Genomic DNA, 24,484 nt, shown 5'->3' with positions numbered 1-24,484 from the left:
AATTATTATAGAGAATGCGCAGGAAAAGATAAACTAAAATACTACAGTTCGTTATACTTAATTAGTAAACCTATACAACATTAACTTTCCTGCAGTTTATCACAAAATAACTTAGTGTCATATTTAGACTTTAAGATTATCCATTCATTTTGATTACTATATTTATCTTTTAAATCAAGTAATCTTTTATCATGATTGTCTTTAAAATTCCAAACAAATTTAATAAAACTCCAACTCACTCTTTTAGGATTTCCCCCTTCAGATTTTCTATAAAAACTTTGAAGAAACCTTTTAAAAACTCTAAATATACAAATTGCTCTACTATAATTTAACCAGATTACAATGTCAGCTTTCTTCATTCTCAACTCCAAAGTACTGTTATAATTGCCATCAATAATCCATTCATCTAATTGAATAATATTTTTTAATATTTCTTCAAAAGTCTCACTATCTATTGTTTTGTTACTATTTTGCCATTTTATTTCATCTAAATGATATAAAGGAATTCCTAAGTTATTATGTAATTTATTTGATAATGTTGATTTACCTGAACCTGGACATCCAATAACCATAATACGTTGTTTCATACTTTCACCTTCTTTTTATAAGATTTATATATTCTCATCCTCCACCACCAATCATTTACAATCGCTCCATCTATCGATACAATACACACAATAGTTTAACTCGAAGGGGCGTTTTATATGACTTTATTATCTATGACGATTTATGCAATTGTTTCTAGTTTCACGCCCGGACCAAATAACATTATGTCTTTATATTATTCTAAACAAACTGGTCTGCGAGGTACAGTAAGATTTTGTATCGGTGTTGCGCTTGGCTTTTTTTTATTACTACTCGTATCTAATTTCTTTAGTTCTGCTTTGTATCACCTGTTCCCTAAAATACAATTATATATGAAGATTTTCGGGGCAATTTATTTACTTTATTTAGCATACAAAATTGGAACGAGCAAAGGTACGGATGCTCAATCATTTAGTAATAGATACAATAATATTAAATTTGGTATGTTGTTACAGTTCGTAAATCCTAAAGGTGTGATTTATGCGTTAAGTGTTGTAGCTGCATTTATAACGCCAAACTATGAACATTTCTCTATCCAAATCATCTTAATTACATATTTAGCACTCATCGGATTTCTATCCTCTTTCAGTTGGAGTGTCTTTGGTTCAATCTTTAAAAAATTTATTAATCAACATGAATTAGCATTCAATATCATAATGGCACTACTTCTCGTATATACTGCCTTCTCCATCCTCTTCACATAAAAATGCCCCCTAATCCATAATTGATGGTATAGGGGGTATTTTATTAACTGTTTTGATCATTTCTTATTACATATGCATCCAAAAGTATTCTGGATAAAACTTGTAATGGTAACCGTGACCTAACTTCATATTCAGGTAAATAATTTTTATCAGATTTAAATCCTAATAAAATGATATCGCATAGTTCATATAGTCTACCTTCTTTATTTGTTGTTAAACAAATTGTTTTGACGTTTAAGTTTTTACAATATTCAGCAGCTTCCACCAGTTCTTCTGTTTCACCATTCAAAGAAATAAATATTACTAAATCATCTTTTGTAAATGTTTTTGATTTTATGCGAATTATGTTCGGATCATTATGCTCCTCAGTATATTTATTTAGTAATTGCAGTTTGATTGTCATTTCATTTGATATATGTTCTGAAAATCCTCTTGCAAATATAGTAACTTTTTTACTGTATTTAATCGCTGATATAGCATCCTCTATTATAGAAGATTGAATGTATCTAATAGTCTTATCAACTTCTTCTTTATTTTTAATAATCGCAGTTTGTATTTGACTATCAATGTATTCTACTTGTTCCAATGATTTTGGATTGGTATTAGAAATCTCTGTTGCAATTTGAAACTTAAAATCCGTAAAACCACTGTAGTCTAGCTTTTTCATACATCTTACTATCGTTGAAGTAGATACATTAGCATCTTCGCTCAATTTAATAATAGAAAGATTTACCATATCAAGATAATTTTTTTCTATATAGTTAATTAAGTATTTATCACTATCACTTAACTTACTATAAAAATATTGTACACGTTGTTGAAAATTCATGTTAACCCTCCTTATGTAAATATTTTCACTTTATTTTTACTATATCATAGAAAGTGTAAACATTTTCATTCTTGCTCATGCCATAATCATTATTAAGAAAGGATGTTTGCTTATGATATACACTTGTACATTAAATACAGCTATTGATATGTTCGTTCATATGAATGATTTTAAACCTGATTATGTAAATAGAAGTATTTATGATGAGTTTCAACCTAATGGGAAAGGTGTTAACATATCTGTAATTTTAAGTAAATTAGGTACTCCTAATATCGCAACAGGATTTGTAGGAGGATTTAGTGGGAAATTTGTCAAAGATGAATTAGAAAAAATGAAAATTCAAACAGATTTTATTGAAGTAGAAGGTAATACTAGAATTAATGTATTTCTTAAATCAAACCAGGGTGAATATAAAATTGTTAATTCGGGACCTACCATTAAGAAAAATGAGATAAATTCATTATTAGCCAAAATAAAAAATTTGAATAGTAATGATATTCTTTTTGTTTCTGGAAGTCTTCCCAAAGGCATTGATGGTGAAATTTTATTAACAATTGCCAAATTATCAAATTCAATAGGATTTAAATTAATTATTGATACCAGCCATCCTATTCTAAAAGAAATTATTAAATATAAACCGTTTTTAATCAAACCTAATGAAGAAGAGTTACAAAACCTTTTCCCTATCCATGATCTAAAATCTGATAAAGACATCGCATATGTATCCAACCTACTTATTAAAGAGGGTTGTCAAAATGTTTTAGTATCTGTTGGAGAAAATGGAGCATATTTTTTCAATAAATATTGTAGTTATCATTGTACTGCTCCTAAAGGTGAAGTTTTAAATACAGCTGGAGCTGGAGATACAATTTTAGCAACATTTTATCATACTTTGCAAGAGACTTTAGATGAAGCTACTGCTCTTAAAAAAGCTGTTGTTGCCGGTTCTTCTACGGCATTTAAATCAGGACTCACAGATTTTAGCGATACCGAAGAATTATTGAAAGAGATTAAAATTTCAACATTAAACGTTACTAAACAGGGGTGATATTTATGAAATATCAATTTTTAGGAGTTACAGGATGTCCAACGGGAATAGCACATACTTTCATGGCAGCTGAAGCACTAGAAAATGCTGCCAAAAGTAAAAACGTAACAATTAAAGTAGAAACACATGGACAAAGAGGAACTGAAAATGAATTTAGTAAAAAAGAAATTGACGAAGCAGAAGTCATCATTATTGCAGCTGATAAAAATGTAAATATGGATAGATTCAAAGGGAAGAAAGTTATTAACGTTTCAGTATCTAAAGGTATTAAACAAGCAAATCAGTTACTCGATCAAGCTATTTCAGGTGATGTGGCAATTTATCAATCTGAGAATAATCAATTAGATAATTCTAAGCATCAAGAAAATACTTCGTCTAATATGTGGCATAAAATATATGTTCATTTAATGAATGGTGTTTCGCATATGCTTCCTTTCGTAGTAGCTGGGGGTGTTATGACTGCTATATCATTCATGTTTGGGATATACTCCGCTGATCCAAAATCTGATCAATACAATGTAATCGCTGAACAAATGAACACAATAGGCGGCTTAGCTATGGGTCTAATGGTTCCTATACTAAGTGCATATATAGCACAATCAACAGCCAATAGGCCTGGTCTAGTTATAGGTTTTATCGTTGGTATGATAGCTGATACAAATGGTACAGGATTTCTAGGAGGTATTGCAGGAGGTTTCTTAGCTGGTGGCATCGTATTATTATTACAAAAATCTCTAAAAGACTTACCTAAATCATTAGATGGTTTGAAAGCAATATTTTTACTACCTGTTTTAGGTATTTTTATCGCAGGCTTTATAATGTGGTATTTATCAATACCTATGGAATTTATTAATAAAGGTATGATGGATTTTTTAGCAGGTTTCCAAAACTCAAATCCAATAATTTTAGGTTTAATTGTCGGTATAATGTGTGCGTTTGATATGGGTGGACCAGTAAATAAAGCAGCGTATGTTACAGGTACTGCTCTATTAGCACAAGGTAACCATCTTTTCATGGCTGGAGTATCAGCTGCATGTATAGTTCCTCCATTAGCAACTGGATTCTCAGTATTACTATCTAGAAAATATTACAGTCAATCTGAGACGAGTGCTGGATTAGTCAACTTTTTACTTGGTTCAACACATATCACTGAAGGTGCGATTCCATTTGCTGCTAAACGACCATTTATTATTATCCCAATACTTATGGTTGGCTCGTCTATAGCTGCAATATTCACATATATGTTGAAAGTTGAAGTTCCAGCCCCACATGGTGGATTTATAGTATTGCCTGTAGTTACTCATCCAATATTCTGGGTAGTATCAATAATTATTGGTGCTCTTGTTGCTGGAATATTGATGTCTATCGAACAAAAAAAATATGTTACTAAAAGTAATGAGTCTGATGAACAACCTAAAATCATATCTACTAACAACTTAGTAGACAGTAAACGAGTTTTCTTAAATAAATCTTTCAACAATAAAGAAAGCGCTTTAGAGTTTATTGCCCAACAATCAGTTGAAACAAATGTTTCAGATAATTTCAATTCTGTCTTTGAAGGTTTGAAAGCACGTGAATCAGAAAGTAGTACGGGCATGGAGAATGGTATAGCTATACCTCATGTATCAGATAAATCAATTAGTAACGCAAGTCTAATTGTCATTAAAATGGATAATGAAATTGAATGGCCATCTTTAGATGGGAAACCTACTAATTTCTTAATAAGTATATTAGTACCTGAAAATAATGGTGAGGCACATTTAAATATTTTAGCTAACCTATCTAGAAAATTAATGGATAAAGAATTTACAAATCAATTAATATCTTCAAATTCAAAAGAAGAAATCGTAAATCTATTAAGTGGAGTGAATAAGAAATGAAATCCTTAAAAAAACTAACTAACAATAAAGGCATTATTACTGCATTAGCTATAGATCAAAGAGGTGCTTTAAAAAGAATGATGGGCGAAAATATTTCAAATACTGAAATATCTAATTTTAAAGAATTAGTCTCAAATGAATTAACACCTTATGCATCATCTATATTATTAGATCCTGAATTTGGTAAAGAAGCAGCTAATATAAGAGATGAATATTGTGGTTTAATTATGGCATATGAAAAAACAGGTTATGATAAAAAAACACCAGGAAGATTTCCTGACTTAATTCCAAATTGTTCAGTCAAAAACTTGAAATCTAAAGGTGCAGATGCCATCAAACTTCTAATCTATGTAGACATTAATGAGTCAGAAGAAATAAATAGTCAAAAAGAAGCTTTTGTAGAAAGAGTTGGTAGTGAATGTGTATCAGAATCATTACCTTTTTTCCTAGAAATTTTAACATATGATGACTCTATTGGTGATGAAAAGGGAATTGAGTTTGCTAATATAAAGCCATATAAAGTGATTAATGCCATGCGTCTTTACAGTGAATCAAGATTTAATGTTGATGTACTAAAAGTAGAAGTTCCAGTTAATATGAACTTTGTAGAGGGATATGCTAAGAATGAATATGTTTATACAAAAGAGGAAGCTGCTGAATTCTTCCTGGAACAATCTAATGCTACCAACCTACCGTTTATATTTTTAAGTGCTGGCGTGTCATCACAATTATTTATAGATACATTAAACTTCGCATATAAGTCAGGATCTAAGTTTAATGGTGTATTATGTGGAAGAGCTACATGGAGTGATGCTGCAAAAGTATATGTAGAAGATGGTATTAATTCCTCAAGAAACAAACTGAAATCAACCTGTAAAAATAATATTCTAGAATTAAATAAATTAGTTGAAGAAATTGCTACACCCGTCTAATCCTTCTCCATCCTCTTCACATAAAAAAATGGGAGCGGGACAGAAATCTAATTTAGATAAAAAGATTTCGTAGTCCCGCCCCGGCAAGGATGACTAGAGTTGAAAAAAGCTTGCTGCAAGCGCATTTTCAATTCAGTCATCTACTGCCAAGATACTAAAAGAGTCAGAGACGTTACATTATGTCCCTGACTCTTTGTATTAACTATTTTGTTTTGAGAATGCTTGTCCGATTGCGTCTAGTTTTTCTGGTGCGTCTGAAACGCCCATTTTCACTTCTATGAAATGCATTTGATTAGGTTCATTGTTAATTTTTAAGAATACATTTTCTAAATCGGCAGATGTTTCTACGTCGTGTACGGCTACTGTATCTTTACCGCCAAATACGGCTGGTAACATTTTGTAGTCCCACATTTGAATATCATTATACACTTGGTGTTCGCCGTGGATTTTTCTTTCAACTGTGTATCCATCATTATTAATAACAAAAATAACAGGTTTAAGGTCATTTCTAATCATTGTTGATATATCTTGTGCTGTTAATTGTAATGAACCATCACCAATTAATAGGATATTTCTTCTATATAAATTAGACATTTGTGTACCGATTGTTGCTGGTAATGTATAACCGATTGATCCCCATAATGGTTGTCCAATAAATGTATTATCTTTGTATAAGTTAAGGTCATACGCACCGAAGAATGAAGTACCTTGTTCTGCTAAAATTATATCATCTAATCCGATAAAATCTTGCATCATTTTAAAGTAAGTTTCTTGTGTGAGTGGTGCATTATCAACTGTGTAATCACCTTTTTCTGGACGATTATTTTCTGGGAAATGTGCTTCATTTTTATATTCTATATCAAGTAATCCGTTCATTAAACTTGGTAATGTAAGTTTTGATGAAATTGTATCATTTAATTTGAAATCTAAGTGATTGATCATTACGACATCATCAATATCAAATCCATAAGAATAACCTGCAGTCGCTGAATCTGTTAATTTAGCACCAATATTTAAAATAGCATCACTGTTATCTACATAATTTCTAATATCTTCTTTTGCGATACTACCATCATAAATACCCATATAATAACGACTTTCTTCATTAAATGCACCTTTACCTAAAGAAAGTTGTGCAACTGGAATTTGTGTTTGTTCAACAAAGCGTTCTAATTCATCATGTAATTTAAAGCTATTAATTTCATGACCAGTAATGATAACAGGTTGCTGAGCTGTTTTTAATTTTTGTTGTACCATTTCGATGTATTGAGAAACATCTTGATTGATCATTTCGGCTGGTTTGAAAGCTTCTTCAACTTCAATTTCTGCTTGTGCTACATCGATTGGTAAATGTATATGGACAGGTCTTTTTTCAGCTAATGCTGCATTAATTAATCTTGGAATTTCAGTCTGAGCATTTTCTACTGTTATATAACCTTGAGCAGTTGTAATTTCTTTAAACATTTTTCTATAACTATCAAACTTACCTTCACCTAATGAATGGTGAACATATTTACCCGCTTCTTCAACAACTGTTGTTGGTGCACCTGTAATAGCTATTACTGGCACGCGTTCTGCATAAGATCCTGCAATACCATTAACTGCACTTAGTTCACCAACTCCAAATGTAGTGACCATTGCACTGATACCATTCATTCTTGCATATCCATCCGCAGCATAACTTGCATTTAATTCATTCGTATTGCCTACCCATTCCATATCTTCTCTACTTACAATATCATCTAAAAATGCTAAATTAAAATCTCCAGGAACACCAAATACTTTTTCTACTCCTACCGTACTTAATGAATCCATTAAATATTCCCCAACACGTTTTTTCATATCCGATTCTCCTTTTCTATTTTTACGAATCAATTTAAGTCAATATAGTTGACCTATTAATGTAAAAAATAAACCTTTGATTAAATATCAAATGTTTAATAATCCCTATAACAATTCTTAGTATATACCTACTTTGAAATTAAGTCAATATTATTGACCTAAAAATGAAATTTTAGCAACTATCCTTTATAATAGTTGAAAAGGAGTCGACACGATGGATAATAAAAACAATTATGATCATATGCTTTTTTATTTCGCGTACAAAACATTTATCAATACAGCTGACGATATTATTAAAAATCATGGCATGAACAGACAGCATCATAGATTTTTATTTTTTATAGATCAAATGCCAGGTATAACAATTAAAGATTTATTAGATACACTTGAAATATCTAAACAAGCATCTCACGCTTCATTAAAAAAATTAAAAGAAAAAAAATTAATTAGATATGTAGACTCTGACAATGATAGACGTGTAAAACATTTATACCCTACAGAAGAAGGTAGTGCTTTAGTTCATAAATTGAACCAAGCGCAAAATGAATTATTACAGCAAACGTTTGAAGAAGCTGGTACAGAGTGGCATGATTTTATGGAGCACCTTGCAAGTATGAAAAGTGGATTTAAAAATGTTAAATCTATTAAGCCAAAAGAATAGCAATCAAAAAAGGGAGCTGGACAATACGTCCTGCTCCCTTTCTTTATATATTTAAACTAATCACTTTGTCCATATGTACGCAATGAACTATAAACTACAATACAGATGAAGTATAAAATAACAATGATAATGAAACTATATGGCACATGTTCTAAATAGAACCAGCTTAAATGCAAATTAGTAAATTGATTCAGCTGCTGAATGACATATCTTGCGACTAATAGTCCTGAAAATACGACAAATAATATGCGTGCGACTTTCTTAACTATTTCTATCATTATTATTTCATCTCCTTTTTCCTACTTTAATTTTCCAATGTGTAAACATTCGCAGTATATATTCTAGCGGACCATATCGCCAATGCTTTTGATACCATGATGCTAAAAGCATTTGTAATACATAAATTAAAATAAAACTAATCGTCGTCACTAAAAGTACATCTTTTCCGAAGAATCCTAATCCATAGCCATATAATATGAGTGTTCCGATAATACTTTGTAAAATATACATCGATAACGACATTTTACCGAGACTTTCAAACCCTCTAAATATTACGTTTTGTTGATACGTTTGATATAAGTATTTAAATAAACAAATAAAGCCAATCGATAACAATATACCGAATATCATTGTGATACTCTCAGCCGCATTTTCATTCGATAACCATAAATAAGAGGACTTCCCTAATATCGATACTGGTATAAGATATATAAACCATTTAGAAATGCGTTGGTCTTCGATACGTTTTTCAAACCATTTATATTTAGATAAACATATGCCTAGGGTGAAATATGGAACTTCTATAAAGAAAATCATTACAAATAACCATCCTATATTATCGCCAAGCATTGATTTTAATTGCATGAATTGTGGATCTTTAATATTGTCATCCGCTTCACGAATGTCCCAATAACTACCTTCACTAAATAATGTTTTAACTTCGTGCACATACGAAGCTTTATCACTTATTTCTATAATAGGACCGGAAGTATCAAATAAAGAAACAATCGACAACGCTAATATCATCCCAAATCCAACGATTGTAACCCATTTAAAAAATTTACGATTCAATGATATAAATGGAATCACGATTAACATTGATAGTGCATAACCAAATAAGATATCTCCTTCCCATATAAAATAAGCATGTAAACTACCTAATATTAATAAGAATATGGCTCTTCTTAACAGTTTAATTCTTGGACGTTTAATTTGTTTACTTTTCATAGATTGATAAAGTTTATCTAAAGAAAATCCAAATAAAATCGCAAAAATAGGCATAAAGCTACCTTCAAATATAATCTTGATAACATAATAAATGGTTTGATTCACACCACTTAAATAATATTGATCTATGTACAATTGCCCTGTTAAACCAAATTGAAAAATTAATAAATTGGCCATAAATATGCCAAATAAACTAAACCCTCTTAGTGCATCGGCAACTTCTATTCTGTTCATTCTATTCACCTCACATATTATATTAGCAAGTTAAAATAAAATCCGACTTATATAAACCTTAAATCTGACTTAATTTTACATATACCAGTAGATACATATAAAATGAAAATATACAATTATATAGAGGTGTAAAAATGACTGCCAAAATATTAATAGTAGAAGATGATTTAGATATACAAACATTGATAAAAATATCCTTATCTAATAAACAATTAGGTGATATATATTTAGCAAGTGACAAACCAGAAGCTGAAGCGAAATTAAAAGCGCATCGCTTTGATGTCGTGTTGCTTGATTTAAACTTAAAATCAGAAAACGGCTATGAACTCGTCAAATATATTAAACATGAAGATACAAAACTTATAATCGTGACAGCGAAAGATTCAGATTTGGATGTTTATAAAGGGTTTGAAAATGGTGCCGTAGATTATGTGAAGAAACCATTTGATCCTATTGAGCTTGCTTATCGCGTATCTGTACATATTAAAAATATCAATACGCATCACAATAAGAACTTGCAAGTTAATCTAGATACAACTGACGTCATTACAAATAATAAGAAAGCTAATCTGACTTCAAGAGAATATGACCTTCTCGCTTATTTTATTAAAAATAAAAATCAAGTTTTGACGAAGAGTCAAATATACGAACGTGTATGGGGTTACTCCGTAAGTGTGGATGACAATACATTAATGGTTCACATTCGAACATTACGCAAAAAAATAGAAGATGACCCGAATAATCCTCAACTTATACAGACAGTTCGAGGTAAAGGTTACATATATAGAGGTTAATGAAATGAATAAAAGGTTCACATGGAAATTCACGAAATACATTTTTATTTTTCTTACGATTACTTTTATTATAGGTGTTATTGGCATATGGCTTTTCTTTACAAATGTTATAAAAATTTCTTATTCCGATTTAGATGATGTTGATGATTTTTATATGGATTTTTCAATATCAAATGAAGAAAACGGCTATAAACTGAATGATGATTTAAAACAAAAATTAAAAGACAGTCATGTTCAATTATATATTATCGATAAAGATGCCAATGTCCTTTATCCTAAAAAACAAATGAATTTAAAAAATAAACTTGTTGAAAACTTATATAATACACAAGCTATTCCATTTCGCAGTGATGACTATAGCGTCATATTAATTTATCCAAAATCACACAATCATGCTATTCAATCAACAGAAAATATTGATACAAAGAAATTGATAAGTAGCTTGTATACCAATAATTACAATAAATATTATCATGTCGAAAAGGATAAACAATTAACATTTATAGATAATCCTGCTTATCATAAAGTTCAATATACAGATGAGTTTAATGATATTGAAAATAAGACATTTAAATTTTTAGCACTATCTTATTTATTATTGCTGTTACTCAACATGATTTTAGTAATCATTTTCGCATTTATCATTTCTAAAAGACTTTCTAAGCCATTATTCTTCTATACGGATTGGATAGAAAACCTTTCTAAAGGTAAATTGTTTAAACCAAGCTCTAAACACTACAACAAAAGAAGCAAAAAATTATTTAAAGAACTGAATGATTCTGTAGAAAGCTTAAACCTACAACTGACTGAAGATAAAATTTATCAAAATCAAATTAATTACTACCGCGAGAAATGGCTTAATCAGCTATCTCATGATTTAAAATCACCTTTAACATCTATTTATGGTTACGCCAAACTATTATCATCAGAAGAAATAGATACTAAGAAATATGCAATTTTAATTTCAGACAAAGCTGCATATATGACTGAGTTGATTGATAGTTTAAACAATAACTTCAGATATGAAACAGATCAAATGACCATTCATAAAGAATCATTCGATATTACAGAAACATTAAAGCAGCTGAGAAAGACCATACAATACGACAAACTTGAAATTATCAATCAGTTAACAGAACAAAGATTTTATGGGAATAAACTATATTTTGAACGTATGATGATGAACCTTATAGATAATAGTATCGACCATAATAAACGTAATCCAAACATTGAAATCAACATTAAGAATATAAATGAAGGTTTAGAAATTAATTATAAAGATGACGGTGTTGGCATAAGTAAGACGACAGAGAAACATATGCTTCATTCAAATTACACAACAAAAGACAACAAAGAAGGACACGGTATCGGTTCAACGATCATTATGGATTGCATCACATTTCATAACGGAACCTTTAAAATTATGCCCACTACAAAAGGTGTAAACTTCAAAATCCATTTAAATTAAGGAGCTGAGAAGGATGAAGGAGAAGTTGTTTTATAGTGTGACGTATGGATTGTATATGATTTCAATTCTTGTATTAACCCAACTTATTATCTTCAACAAAGTGGATTTAGCGTCATTAATTGGTTCAATAATCGGAATTTCACTAGTTATGCCACTAGTTTTAGCAAGTGATATATATAAAAAAGAAAAATATAATATCTTTACTAAAGAATACTTAATACAGTTTAGCTCATTAATTATCGCATTCATCTTAATTAGATTATTTGTTTCTTCCGATTACAGAATATACCCTATGATGGTGATTGTTGTTATTTTGATTACATATGAAATCATTAAGAGAAGAAAGAAAAAGAAGCTCGAGAATTGAGCTTCAGGTGTTTAAGTCACTAGACAAATTGTATTTTTTCATGATATTCTATAATCAAATAAAGGTAACGTGCTGGAACACGTTACCTCAACAAGCCCGTTTAAGTGACGGTAGCTGTACATAATTTTAATAACCTTCTATATGCACGCTAAAGCGAATAGAAGGTTATTTTTTATGTTTTTTATTCATAAAAAGACGCTCAATTCTTGAGCGTCTTTTGTTATTTATGAACTTGTTTGAAGTTCGTCTTCGTGATAATTAAAGTACTTATTAGATATATATTGTTGAACGATGAGTACGATCGCACTTGCACTCCAATATAATGGCAGTGCTGCTGGTGTGCTCATACTTACAATAAATATCATAATTGGACTGATATACATAATGTATTTCATTTGTCCTTTTGATTCTTCTGGTAAATATTTTGTTGATAAATATGCTTGTAATAAATAGAGTGCTCCAGCAATCAGAGCCATAAATATATTTGGTGTACCAAGGTTAAACCATGCGAAACTATGACTTGCAAGTGCATCATTATGAGATATTGCAAAGTACAATGCCATTAGTATCGGCATCTGTATAATCATTGGTAAACATCCCATATTTAAAGGATTTACGCCATGTTCTTTATATAAAGCCATCATTTCTTGGCTATATTGCGCACGTTCTTGTTCATCTTTAGCTGATTTCATCTTCTCATTAATTTCATCCATTTGTGGTTTTATTTTCTTCATTTTAAATTGCATTTTCTTCTGTCCTTTAAAAGAACGCAACATAAACGGCATAACAATTAGTCTTACACATATGGTAACGATGATAATGCCAATTCCGTAACTATTATTAAAGAATGATGCAAAGAATTTAATCAAATAAATGAATGGTTCTACTAATGAAGTATAAAATACACCACCTTCTTGTGGTGCACATCCACTTAGTAATATCGATACTGCTAAAAATGCTAAAACTGTATATAATTTTTTCAAAATTTCTCCTCCAATATATTAATTATGCGTTAATATATTGGACTAGCGTCTTCTTCATCGACGGTCTTGGATAAGCAACGTGTTCTCCACCTTAAAATAGGGACTATCCATTCAAAAATGTATTGATCCTCTACTTCAGTTGAAAACCTTACAATCCAATCTTTGTGGAGCTTGATGTTTGCTTGCATTTGCAAGTAGACAAACAAGAGCGTTAATAACACAGGAATGAAATAATGTATGCTAAATGCAACATAATTAATTAATATCTCTTCACCTAATAAACCTATGAGCCATTCCATTACGCCTTCACTCCTTTCCAATCGAATTTACTACGTTAAATATACATGGTAAAAATATGATATTCAAATAATTGCACTCTTTAAATTTTGCAAAACCTATTGTATAATCACAATATTTTGATACAATTGAGAAAGATTATCAATATCAATGAATTGGGGAGGTTTTTTAATGAAAAAGGTATTAATTTTAGTATTAACGTTAATTTTATTTGTTGCAGCATGCGGGAACAACAATGACAATAAAGATTCAAGTAGTAAGAAAGATTCAAGCTCTGATACAAAGTCGTTTACGATGGATAATGGTAAGAAAGTTGATGTACCAAAAGATCCTAAACGAATTGCAGTATTACATCCAACATATGTCGGCGCATTAGTTAAGTTCAAACATACACCAGTAGCAGTACCAGAATTTATTAATCAAAATAAGGTACTTAAAGATGTTACGAATGATGCTAAAAAAATAGATCAAACAAATGTTGAACAAGTTGCAAAAACAAAACCAGATCTCATTATTACAAGCGCACAAGACAAAAACCTTAATAAACTCAAAAAAATTGCACCTACCGTTACTTTTGATGCAATGACTTCTACATATAAAGATAATACAACTAAATTAGCAGAATTAGTCGGCGAAGAAGACCAAGCTAAAGAGTGGATTAAAGAATGGGATAAAAAACTTAGAGATGATAAAAAAGATTTAGAACCACTTATCAAAGGAAAAACAGCAACAGTCTTACAACAAACACCAAAAGGACTTATGGCATTCAGTGATGAATTAGGTCGAGGTACTGAAATTTTATATAGCGGTTGGGGCTTGAAACAACCAAAAGAGCTAAAAAAAGCAACAGAAAAAACAAATGCTATCACAATAACTCCTGAAGAATTCGATAAATATTTAGGTGATTTTGTTGTAATCGCAGCAAACGGAAATCAGAAAGCACCATTCGAAGATACAAATGTTTGGGCAAATACAGAAGCTAAGAAAAATAATCACGTCTTTAAATTTGATGTAACAGAAACACAATATAACGATCCAATTTCATTAGAAAAACAAAGAGAAATATTCTTAAAAGCCTTTAAAGAAATGAAATAAATATGAAAAGAGCTAGGATACGTGTCCTAGCTCTTTTTTTGATGGGGAATGTGAAATTGGGTGGTTTCTTGGCTTTATTCAGTATTTAAGACAAGACTTGGGACATCTCTTGGCTTTACTCAGTACTTAAGCCATGAATTTAGTGATCTCTTGGCTTTACTCAGTACTTAAGCCATGACTTCAGCTATCTCTTGGCTTTATTCAGGCGTTAAGCCATGAATTTAGCGATCTCTTGGCTTTACTCAGTACTTAAGCCATGACTTCAGCTATCTCTTGGCTTTATTCAGTATTTAAGACAAGACTTGGGGCATCTCTTGGCTTTACTCAGTACTTAAGCCATGAATTTAGTGATCTCTTGGCTTTATTCAGGACTTAAGCCAAGACTTCAGCTATCTCTTGGCTTTATTCTGTACTTAAGCCAAGACATCTAACTTAAAGCAACCACTCCAAAACACCCTCCCCTCTCTCTAACATCAGACAACCCGCAGTCTACCTTGTGCTTAATGAACGTCTACTGACAAAGGTTAGAATGATGATAACTATGCCTATCAGCATACAGAATAGACCTAATTCATGTATACCATTTGTGATGTGGTCACCTTTGAATAAAGTACTAATGAGCGTGGATGATACGATTGCACCGATATACATCGCAGTTCTTAATAATCCTGCTGACATGCCTATCATTGATTTTGGTGCTTGATGATAAAGTGCATTTTGATTTGCTAAATTTAATAATCCTTGTGGCACACCAAAAATTGCAGCTAATAATATTAATATCCATAATGGTGTATCGGCATGAATAAATTGGAAGCCTATCATTGTTATGAGTGCACAAATTGTGCCTAAATATAGTTTGAACTTAATTGATAGCCTTGTACCTGTTAATTGTGCCATAAAAATCCCAACCAAGAATTGAGGTAACATCATGAGTCCTGCATGTGCTGCAGTCAATCCTCTCCCCTCTTCTAGCCATTGAACATATCCATATAGCACACTATAAGAAATAACAGCTGTAAGAAGTGATCTTATATAAGTATTATTTAAAGCACCATTGTGAGCAAGTACTCTTAGATCAATAAATGGTTTTTTAGATTTGAGTTCCATGATAATAAAAGCAATCAAACTGAACAGTCCAATTATAAATAGATAAAAAATGGATTGATCTGGCTCCATAAAGAAAATCATCCATGTTGTTAAAGTAATTGTAAACAACGTTATACCTATAAAGTCTATCTGTTCTTTTAATGCATTTAATTTCTTTGGACTTTCAACTTTTGGATAATATAAAAATCCAAATACGAATGAAAGAATGGAAAGTGGAATATTGACTAAGAATATAGCTTGCCAACCGCCACTATGAATTAACAAACCACCGATTGTTGGACCAATAACAGAAATTGTCTGATTGGATATAGATAGCATTGTTAATATTTTACTTGGACTATCTTTAGCTGTGCGCTTCCCCTCATAACTGATTAAATACATTGCTGAAGGATAACCTGCACAAGTACCAATACCAATAAGAAATCTTGCTAATACTAATCCATAAAAAGATGGTGTAAAAATCGCAATCAAACTCGCTACTCCTACTAAACTTGTAGCAAATAAAAATAATCCTCTTGGACCAAATATATCTATAAGTTTACCTATAACCGGTTGACCAATACTTGTTGCTAAATATAACGATGACACAAGCCATGTTGTTTGATAAAAAGGTATACCGAAGGCTTGTGCAATTGGTATAAGTGCAACAGCTAACATAGAAGAATTAATCGGATTCAATATTGATCCTAAAATCATCGGTGGGTATAGTTTCGTATTAAAGGCTTCTTCACTCGAAACTTGACGCATAAAAATTATCTCCTATCTATACGATTGTATTTGACCATTCTATCGTCTCAGTTACTTCCGCATACCTAGGAAAAATCTTATGAATTAGAAATTGATGTGTTTCAATATCTCTGTCTGTCATCGCATCTGATAAGACTGTTAATTCAAAGTCTTTATCTGCCGCTTCAACTAAAGTAGATAACACAACACCACTCGTTACAACACCTGTTAAAATAAGGTGATCCACTTGCATACCACGCAATAACACTTCTAAATTACTACCTGTAAAAGCGCTAAAGCGATGTTTTGTAACAACGACTTCATCTTCATTTGGTGCAAGTTCGTCTATAATTTGAGTTGATGCGTCATTCACACTCATTTGTTGTCCACTTGCTTTAATACGTGAAAATGATTTGTTGTAAGGCGACACTTCATAAAATCCTTTTGAAAAAGCTACTCTCACAAAAATAACTGGGATTTGATGTTTCCTAGCACTTTCGATAGCCTTTTTATTTTTATCGATGATTTCACTCGAATTAGATAAGCTACCAACAATACCATTTTGCATATCCATAACTAATAAAGCAGATTGATTAGACATACTTACACTTCCTTAATATTCTTTTTAATGCAATGTTATCACAGCAATATTTCTCAAGAAATATTTTTGCCTATCAAAAAGCCGAAACAATCCTGACTGTTTCGGCTAAATAACTCTCTATACACTTTGAGATTTTTTTAATAAATATAAGAAATAAGGTGCACCTATAATGGCTGTTACAACACCTGCAGGAATTTCGAGTGGAGGAAACAACCCTTTACCTATTGCGTCTGCTACTAATAGGAATATTGAACCTATTAAAGCTGACAATGGTAACAATTTAGTGGCTTTTGGTCCTGCTAGTAGCCTTGCTATATGAGGTGCAATTAACCCTATAAAGCCAATTGTTCCTGTTACTGACACAACAGAACCAACACAAATTGCTGCCATTACAAGATATACATTTCTAATGAGCGATACTTTTTCTCCTAAACTGACAGCAGATTCATCACCTAAACTTAATATGTCAATTTTACGAGCAAATAAGAAAATAAGCGGCAACACCACTACTCCAGGTATAAAGAACCATAAGTCATCATAATTCCGTCCCCATACACTTCCTGACAACCACAATAAAGTCGTATTAATATTGTCTGGATATCTAATCATGAAATATTGTAGACCTGCTTGGCATATTGCACTTAAAGCAACACCGATTAATGCTATTGTGTATGTACTTGCTTGGAACAATTTACCGATAAGCATTATAAGCATGATGAGTACAACTGCACCAATAAATGAAGCAATACCTAAGAAATAAAATGGTAGTGCTGGTAACAATAATGTTTGCGCAACCGCAAACAATCCTGCACCTTTTGTGACACCAATAATATCTGGCGATGCTAAAGGATTTCTCAGTATGCTTTGGACAATTGCTCCAGATACACCTAATAAACACCCACCTATTAACGAAAGAATCATTCTTGGCAATCTATAATTATAAATGACAAAATCATAATCATCTGAAAAACCAATAAATGTAGATATAATCTTTGATCTACCTATAAACTGAGAACCAACTTGTAGATTAATGAATAATGCGACCAATAGTACGAGTGAAACGATGATATATTTCCATTTAAGTTTCATCCTTTTTGAACACTCCTTCCATTTTTACATAAGTAAAGGAAGAATGGACCGCCTATTAAAGCTGTTACAATCCCAACGGGCGATTCATAAGGATATGCAATAATATGTGATAACGCATCTGAATATACGAGTAATACCGCACCAATCAGTGCCGTTAATATAATATGTCTTTCATAACCGCCTCTAATCAACCTCTTAGATATATGAGGTGCAATTAACCCTACAAAACCAATTGGACCTGCAACAGATACAGATGAACCTGCTAAAATAATAACCATTAAACCAAATATAATATAAATCATTTTCTTATAAACACCTAAACTTGTAGCTAAATCATCACCAAGTGAAATAACCGTTAAATGTCTCGCTAACATAATGGTGATAATCGTACCGATTACAAACCATGGTAATAAGACTTCCACACTATCCCAATCTTTACCGTTTAAAGAACCTGTTAACCAATATAGAATATCTGTGGCATTTTCATTCATTAATATCAATACTTCAGTGACCGAAGATAGTAACAAATGAATGGTCATACCCGCTAAGGCTAAACGAACTTGATTATTCTCGTGTCCATAAATAAAGGTATAAACAATCACGCCACCTAAAATCGCACCAATAAAGCCAATATACGCACTTTGGTTACCATTATAATCAGGAAAGAAAACCAATGCCGCCACGAGCACTAATGAAGCACCAGCATTAATACCAAATGTTTGAGGTGAAGCAAGTGCATTCCTCGTAATACCTTGCATGATTGCACCTGCTAACGCTAAACTCACGCCAACCATAATCGCAACTAATACTCTTGGTAGTCTTACCGTTCTAATAATTAATGTATCTTTCGAGTGATCATTATGTAATAAAGCATGAAATATCGTTTTAAAACTCATAATTGATGAAGCAAAGCTTAAATTTATAAAAATCCCTAAAATTAAAATTATGACTGTTACTATAATGATTATCGTTTCTTTTTTCATAACATCACCAACTCAACTCAGAAATAAAACAATGAACGGACAATTGTATGTACGTTCATTGTTCAAGTATTTATTTCTTTTCGTTATATTTTTGTAAATCTTTTATGATATATTCATTGGCATTAATACCTCTGAATCTCGTCCAGAAGTCTCTATCTACTTGATATATTTGACCTTTTTTATATGCTTTAAGATCTTTCCAAATCGCTTTTTCTTTCCAATCATCTGTTATTGGATTCTTTTTATCAGTTGTAAAAATGATTTTATCCGGATTAATTTTAGATAAATTTTCTAAATTAACATCTTCATATGCATTTTTAGATTCTACAGCATTATCTAATCCCAATTTCGTTAATAGCTGGCCAGCATAAGAAGTAGATGTATGAGCTTGAAATGCATCTTCTCTCGCAACTGCAATCAATACTTTTTCACCTTTGTTTTCTTTAGTAGTTACTTTATCTTTAGCTTTTTTAATTTTTGCATCTTGGTCTTCAAGTAATTGTTTAGCTTTATCTTCTTTACCTAAAGCTTTACCAATTGTTTTAAATGAACCATTCACATCATCATAGCTTGCTTCTCTACTTTTCAATACAAGTGTTGGTGCTATTTTCTTCAAGTCTTCACTTATACCTTTATGACGTTGAACATCCGCTATAATCAAATCTGGTTTAAGTGAACTGATAGATTCTAAGTTTGGTTGTTTACGCGTACCAACTGACGTATATTTCACATCTTCACCATATAATTTTTTAATAATTTCTTTCTTATTATCGTCCGCAATACCAACTGGTGTATTGCCAAGATTTTTAACTGCATCTGCAAAAGAATACTCTAATACGACAATATTTTTAGGATTCTTCTTAACTTTTTGAGTACCTAATTCATCTTTTATTTCTATTGTTTCAGATTTCTTAGCACCTGCTTCACTACTTTTATTATTGCCACACGCTGCTAGAAACATTGCCGAAACAACTAATACCGCCATAAAAATTCTTGAATATTTATTCATGATGTCCTCCTATTAATTGATAACCGTTATCAATTATATAATATTCAGAAAATGATGTCTATAGTCAATTTTGAATATTTATTTTATAGAACCCTTTATTTAACTGTTATATAACAATTCATATTTATCAAATAACTTTACTATAATTTTAATTCAGACTATAAAAAAATACATATGCAAATAAAATGCAAATGTATTTTTATTCATATATTATGGCTTTTTAATAAATGCGTACAAACTAACAATCGCGATAAATACGATTCCGATTATGACTGAAATTCGTGTTTCACCATTGAACATCATACCAATAACAACCAGTATAAGCATAATAATTGTGATAATATTACTGACCGGCGCGAATGGCATTTTAAATGGATGGTCTTTAATTTGTTCTCTCTTTCTAAAATTCATATGACTAATTAAAATAGCGAACCATGGCACCATACCTGGAAGCACACCTGCGCTGAACACATATACAAATATATTCGTATCTTTACCTAATAATAGTGGTAATACAATATCTAAGACGATTCCGAAGAAAATACCGATTGATACTGCGATAACAGCAATATGGGGGACACCATTTTTATTTGTTCTATAGAATATTTGAGAAATTTGTTTTTGTTTAGACAACGTATAAAGCATACGACTCGTACTAAAAATACCAGAGTTACAGCCTGACATCGCTGCTGTAATTACAACAAAGTTAATAATTGTTGCGGCAGCCGTAATACCTACTTTTGCAAATGTTGCAACAAACGGTGAACCAATTTGATTCACTTCATCCCATGGATAAACCGTTACAATAACGAAAATCGAACCGATATAGAATATTAATATTCTCCATACAACACCGTTAATGGCTTTTACAATATTTTTCTGTGGATCTTTCGTTTCACCGGCAGTAATACCAATTAATTCGATACCAATATAGGAACCAAATACAATAGATAATGCAAAGAAGAAACCACTTAGACCACCAGTAAAGAAACCACCACGATCCCATAAATGACTAACACCAATCGGATTAAAGTTATTACCTATTCCGAAAATTATTAAGCCTAAACCTGCAATAATCATTAATATAATCGTTACGACTTTTACAGCGGCAAACCAAAATTCAAATTCACCAAACCACTTAACAGAAACTAAGTTTGCAGAAAGCAATATAAGAACGACAGCTAAACCTGGTATCCATGAAGGTAAATCTGGCCACCAAAATTTAAAATACGAACCTACTGCTATAACCTCACTCATACCGACAATAATCCAATTAAATGTACTACTTGCAGCTGTTACAAATGAAAATGACGGATGAATATAATCATTTGCAAACTTAGCAAATGAACCTGTATCTGGATAAACGTAAACCATTTCACCTAAAGCTCTCATAATTAAAAATACAAATACACCTGCAATCGCATAAGCTAATAACACGGATGGTCCTGTCCACTTAATCGTACTTGATGCACCCATAAATAGACCAACACCAATTGTGCCACCAATCGCAATCATTTGCATTTGTCTTGACGTTAACTCTCTTTTTAAATTATTATTCATGTCTGACCCTTCTTAATATGTATGTTCTAAATTTTCAACCTATAATTATTAAAATATTCTATAAATATAGCATTTTTAATAATTGGATACCAAGAATTTTCAAATAAAAAACTAATATTTTCATATATTCAATCACAAAATCTACACATTTGTGCTAAATACTACCAGATATTTCTGAAATTGTTTATAATATATAACTATATTTAAAAATCATACTCATAGATAAAGAAAGGATATTCCTAATGTCTACAATAAACGAAGTAGCAAAAACAGAGTTACACTGTCATTTAGACGGATCTGTCAGCATCGAATTAATCCAACAACTCGCACGAGAACAACATGTATCTATTAATTTAGAAGATATTCAAGTAGATCAAAATTGTGAAAGCTTAGACGACTACTTAAAATCTTTCGACACCATTTTAAAAGTGCTACAAACAAAAGATAGCTTAGAAAAAGCTGTTGTCGACGTCGCACGACAAGCACATCACGACAACGTTAAATATATAGAAATCCGATTTGCACCACTTTTCCATACAGATAAAGGCTTAAACATTGAAGAAATATTAGAAGCTGTTAACAACGGAGCAATCGAAGCTGAAGATACATATGATATTAAAGTCAATTTGCTAATTTGTGGCATGCGACATCACGACAACCAAACAAACATCGACCTATTTAAATCAGTAGATCAGTTAAATACAAACAATCGTCACATCGTAGGTTTTGATTTTGCGGGTCCTGAAGAAGCCTTTCCAACAAAGGTCATACAGGAAGCTATACAACATTCTACAGATTCTGGCCATTACTTAACATTGCATGCCGGTGAATGTGGATGTATACATAATATAATAGAAGGAATCGAACTCGGTGCACAGAGAATAGGACATGGCGTTGCAGCAATTCAAGATAATCAAGCATTATCGTACATTAAACAACACAACGCATTATTAGAAATTTGTCCGACGAGTAACTTACAAACAAAAGCAATCCAATCAGTAGAAGAACTTAATATTAGAAAGCTCATAGAGCAAGGTATCCCATTTAATATTAATACAGATAATAGAACAGTTTCGAATACAAACTTAAACCAAGAATACCAACTCTTATACAACCATCAGTTGTTAACAATACCAGAAATGAAAGACATTAATATTAAAGCAATAGACCATGCGTTTATATCAGACATTGAAAAAGAACAATTAAAGACGAAATATTAAAATACCAAAAGGCTGAGACAGATCATACTGTCCCAGCCTTTTAAGTTTCTTGATTGTTATTTACTTGATTCTTTTTTTATGAAATATTTATTTTCAATAATGTCAGTAATGAATAATACAATAAACCAACCAAAAATATATAACGGATTCGTAAATTGATTATTCTGGTACATACTCAATATGTATAATGACATTATTACCAAAAATATTATCATTACAACTAATCTAAATATCATAAATTTCTTGAAATCCTTTGCTTTCTCGCGTCCTCTCAACCAATCTCTAAATAAAAGAAAAATAATAAAAATCGGAAATAAACAAATAAGTACTTGTTCAAGACTTAGGAATAAACCTAATAATAAACTTAAGGCAATAATTAGAAATACAAATACCACCGTTAATAACTCTCTATTTTTAATTAACTGTTTCATCATACACCCACCATCTTTCAAAATAACCTTTTACCTTTTAAACGCATTCATCTTCACATTGATTTGTTTAAGGAATTTTTCTATTTTTGCTTGTTGTCTGCCATTTACCTTTTGACTATCTGGTACGATATCTTTTATATCTTTTGTTGAGATGGTACCTTTTTCTGCTTTATCTTCTATTTTTTGCACTTGTTGATCTAAATTTTTAATTGTTTGATTGTAACTGGTAAAGTACTGACTGATTCTATTTGTTTCTTTTTGATAACCTTTTGGGAGTGTATTATTTCCTATATAATTTGAGAAGTTCTGGTCATTCTTTTCTAAAAGTTTTCTACCTTCTTCTAATTGATCTGCTTCTCTCTTCGTTAAAGGTTGTTCGTCCCATACTTTTTCTTCAATCTTTGTTGTCACTTTATAAATACTTTCATTTGTATCTAAATAACGTTGAATACTTTTATGTATTTCTGACTTTGATAATTTTTCATTTGTTAAATCAGATTCAAATAAAACAGTTGGCAACTTTGCATTTTCATGTTTATTTGCCTCCTGTTCTGATTGATTGTGCTCATTATTTTTACTTGCTGAACTTTCTTCGTTTCCACATCCTACAAGCAATAAAGCTAAACTACTATATATGATGACTGACTTAAACTTCTTCATTTTATCTCTCCTATATATAATTTAAATCTTTCAATATATATGCTATCACTAGTTCATTTTAATTTCTACCATATTTTAGTAATTATTACTTAATTGTTAACCTATTAATAATTTAGGTTTACAATAAAGGATATTATTAGTATTCTATTAAT

Annotated in this window: 25 protein-coding genes; 10 read left to right on the top strand and 15 right to left on the bottom strand. The window is 31.1% G+C overall.

Annotated features, from left to right (window positions below; all coding sequences use genetic code 11):
* Positions 1–80: 80 nt before the first annotated feature.
* Positions 81–587 carry a P-loop NTPase family protein gene (locus LQ675_RS13855; protein WP_075578358.1) on the bottom strand — a complete coding sequence of 169 codons (507 nt, stop codon included), beginning with the start codon at positions 585–587 and terminating at the stop codon, positions 81–83.
* 117 nt (positions 588–704) lie between these two features.
* On the opposite strand from LQ675_RS13855, the gene LQ675_RS13850 reads away from it, so the two are divergent.
* Entirely contained in the window at positions 705–1,289 is a 585-nt protein-coding gene (locus LQ675_RS13850; protein WP_058592169.1) for a LysE family translocator, read from the top strand.
* Between the two features lie 43 nt (positions 1,290–1,332).
* Here LQ675_RS13850 and LQ675_RS13845 read toward each other — a convergent pair whose 3' ends face one another.
* Complete coding sequence (locus LQ675_RS13845; protein ID WP_049320537.1) at positions 1,333–2,118, bottom strand: MurR/RpiR family transcriptional regulator; 786 nt, start codon at positions 2,116–2,118, stop codon at positions 1,333–1,335.
* A gap of 112 nt (positions 2,119–2,230) precedes the next feature.
* Here LQ675_RS13845 and pfkB point away from each other — a divergent pair, with 112 nt between their 5' ends.
* From pfkB to lacD, 3 genes are read left to right on the top strand one after another with little or no spacing between them, the layout of a single operon-like run.
* Positions 2,231–3,166: a 1-phosphofructokinase gene (gene pfkB / locus LQ675_RS13840; RefSeq protein ID WP_239728192.1), complete on the top strand. Its 936-nt coding sequence runs from the start codon at positions 2,231–2,233 to the stop codon at positions 3,164–3,166.
* A 5-nt stretch (positions 3,167–3,171) separates the two neighbouring features.
* On the top strand, positions 3,172–5,046 hold the full coding sequence (locus tag LQ675_RS13835) for a fructose-specific PTS transporter subunit EIIC (protein WP_239728194.1): 1,875 nt from the start codon (positions 3,172–3,174) through the stop codon (positions 5,044–5,046).
* Positions 5,043–5,978, top strand: coding sequence for a tagatose-bisphosphate aldolase (gene lacD / locus LQ675_RS13830; protein ID WP_239728196.1), 936 nt, complete (start codon positions 5,043–5,045; stop codon positions 5,976–5,978). The genes LQ675_RS13835 and lacD overlap by 4 nt, the downstream gene beginning before the upstream one ends.
* Positions 5,979–6,176: 198 nt before the next feature.
* Here lacD and LQ675_RS13825 read toward each other — a convergent pair whose 3' ends face one another.
* Positions 6,177–7,820: an alpha-keto acid decarboxylase family protein gene (locus LQ675_RS13825; RefSeq protein WP_239728198.1), complete on the bottom strand. Its 1,644-nt coding sequence runs from the start codon at positions 7,818–7,820 to the stop codon at positions 6,177–6,179.
* A gap of 214 nt (positions 7,821–8,034) precedes the next feature.
* On the opposite strand from LQ675_RS13825, the gene LQ675_RS13820 reads away from it, so the two are divergent.
* Complete coding sequence (locus LQ675_RS13820) at positions 8,035–8,481, top strand: MarR family winged helix-turn-helix transcriptional regulator (protein WP_025906982.1); 447 nt, start codon at positions 8,035–8,037, stop codon at positions 8,479–8,481.
* Between the two features lie 56 nt (positions 8,482–8,537).
* On the opposite strand, the gene LQ675_RS13815 is transcribed toward LQ675_RS13820, so the two are convergent.
* Both LQ675_RS13815 and LQ675_RS13810 read right to left on the bottom strand, forming a co-directional pair.
* Positions 8,538–8,759, bottom strand: coding sequence for a hypothetical protein (locus LQ675_RS13815; RefSeq protein WP_048540559.1), 222 nt, complete (start codon positions 8,757–8,759; stop codon positions 8,538–8,540).
* 7 nt (positions 8,760–8,766) lie between these two features.
* Entirely contained in the window at positions 8,767–9,942 is a 1,176-nt protein-coding gene (locus LQ675_RS13810) for a DUF418 domain-containing protein (protein WP_239728200.1), read from the bottom strand.
* Positions 9,943–10,076: 134 nt separating this feature from the next.
* Here LQ675_RS13810 and LQ675_RS13805 point away from each other — a divergent pair, with 134 nt between their 5' ends.
* The 3 genes from LQ675_RS13805 to LQ675_RS13795 are packed head-to-tail and all read left to right on the top strand — an operon-like array spanning position 10,077 to position 12,571.
* Positions 10,077–10,736: a response regulator transcription factor gene (locus tag LQ675_RS13805; protein ID WP_048540557.1), complete on the top strand. Its 660-nt coding sequence runs from the start codon at positions 10,077–10,079 to the stop codon at positions 10,734–10,736.
* A gap of 4 nt (positions 10,737–10,740) precedes the next feature.
* Positions 10,741–12,204, top strand: coding sequence for a sensor histidine kinase (locus tag LQ675_RS13800; RefSeq protein WP_239728203.1), 1,464 nt, complete (start codon positions 10,741–10,743; stop codon positions 12,202–12,204).
* Positions 12,205–12,217: 13 nt separating this feature from the next.
* The gene (locus tag LQ675_RS13795) at positions 12,218–12,571 is read left to right on the top strand and encodes a hypothetical protein (protein WP_048540555.1); all 354 of its coding nucleotides are present in this window, start codon (positions 12,218–12,220) and stop codon (positions 12,569–12,571) included.
* 224 nt (positions 12,572–12,795) lie between these two features.
* Here LQ675_RS13795 and yidC read toward each other — a convergent pair whose 3' ends face one another.
* Positions 12,796–13,554, bottom strand: coding sequence for a membrane protein insertase YidC (yidC, locus tag LQ675_RS13790; protein ID WP_048540554.1), 759 nt, complete (start codon positions 13,552–13,554; stop codon positions 12,796–12,798).
* Between the two features lie 29 nt (positions 13,555–13,583).
* A complete protein-coding gene (locus LQ675_RS13785; RefSeq protein WP_037590157.1) occupies positions 13,584–13,853 on the bottom strand; it encodes a hypothetical protein in 270 nt (89 codons plus the stop codon).
* Positions 13,854–14,022: 169 nt separating this feature from the next.
* On the opposite strand from LQ675_RS13785, the gene LQ675_RS13780 reads away from it, so the two are divergent.
* Positions 14,023–14,946, top strand: coding sequence for an ABC transporter substrate-binding protein (locus LQ675_RS13780; RefSeq protein WP_239728211.1), 924 nt, complete (start codon positions 14,023–14,025; stop codon positions 14,944–14,946).
* Between the two features lie 489 nt (positions 14,947–15,435).
* Here the strand turns inward: LQ675_RS13780 and LQ675_RS13775 are convergent, their stop codons facing one another.
* The 6 genes from LQ675_RS13775 to LQ675_RS13750 all read right to left on the bottom strand — a co-directional run bounded on the left by LQ675_RS13775 (position 15,436) and on the right by LQ675_RS13750 (position 22,021).
* Positions 15,436–16,800: an MFS transporter gene (locus LQ675_RS13775; RefSeq protein ID WP_239728212.1), complete on the bottom strand. Its 1,365-nt coding sequence runs from the start codon at positions 16,798–16,800 to the stop codon at positions 15,436–15,438.
* Between the two features lie 16 nt (positions 16,801–16,816).
* Entirely contained in the window at positions 16,817–17,380 is a 564-nt protein-coding gene (locus LQ675_RS13770) for a cysteine hydrolase family protein (protein ID WP_048540551.1), read from the bottom strand.
* A 117-nt stretch (positions 17,381–17,497) separates the two neighbouring features.
* On the bottom strand, positions 17,498–18,469 hold the full coding sequence (locus LQ675_RS13765) for a FecCD family ABC transporter permease (RefSeq protein WP_239728213.1): 972 nt from the start codon (positions 18,467–18,469) through the stop codon (positions 17,498–17,500).
* A complete protein-coding gene (locus tag LQ675_RS13760; protein ID WP_048540549.1) occupies positions 18,466–19,452 on the bottom strand; it encodes a FecCD family ABC transporter permease in 987 nt (328 codons plus the stop codon). Before LQ675_RS13760 ends, LQ675_RS13765 begins: the two co-directional genes overlap by 4 nt.
* Before the next feature lie 70 nt (positions 19,453–19,522).
* Positions 19,523–20,461 (bottom strand): ABC transporter substrate-binding protein, encoded by a 939-nt coding sequence (locus tag LQ675_RS13755; protein WP_048540548.1) that lies wholly within the window; start codon positions 20,459–20,461, stop codon positions 19,523–19,525.
* A gap of 210 nt (positions 20,462–20,671) precedes the next feature.
* The gene (locus LQ675_RS13750; RefSeq protein ID WP_048540547.1) at positions 20,672–22,021 is read right to left on the bottom strand and encodes an amino acid permease; all 1,350 of its coding nucleotides are present in this window, start codon (positions 22,019–22,021) and stop codon (positions 20,672–20,674) included.
* A 242-nt stretch (positions 22,022–22,263) separates the two neighbouring features.
* Here LQ675_RS13750 and add point away from each other — a divergent pair, with 242 nt between their 5' ends.
* Complete coding sequence (gene add, locus LQ675_RS13745) at positions 22,264–23,241, top strand: adenosine deaminase (protein WP_048540546.1); 978 nt, start codon at positions 22,264–22,266, stop codon at positions 23,239–23,241.
* 56 nt (positions 23,242–23,297) lie between these two features.
* Here add and LQ675_RS13740 read toward each other — a convergent pair whose 3' ends face one another.
* Both LQ675_RS13740 and LQ675_RS13735 read right to left on the bottom strand, forming a co-directional pair.
* The gene (locus LQ675_RS13740; RefSeq protein WP_239371834.1) at positions 23,298–23,672 is read right to left on the bottom strand and encodes a hypothetical protein; all 375 of its coding nucleotides are present in this window, start codon (positions 23,670–23,672) and stop codon (positions 23,298–23,300) included.
* A 30-nt stretch (positions 23,673–23,702) separates the two neighbouring features.
* Positions 23,703–24,332 carry an NDxxF motif lipoprotein gene (locus LQ675_RS13735; RefSeq protein ID WP_239728214.1) on the bottom strand — a complete coding sequence of 210 codons (630 nt, stop codon included), beginning with the start codon at positions 24,330–24,332 and terminating at the stop codon, positions 23,703–23,705.
* Between the last annotated feature and the right edge of the window lie 152 nt (positions 24,333–24,484).

This window comes from Mammaliicoccus sp. D-M19 (genome assembly GCF_022386695.1).
In the GTDB taxonomy this organism is placed as follows: domain Bacteria; phylum Bacillota; class Bacilli; order Staphylococcales; family Staphylococcaceae; genus Mammaliicoccus; species Mammaliicoccus sciuri.
Note: the sequence above shows the minus strand (reverse complement) of the source record. Positions and strands in the feature narration are given on the sequence as shown.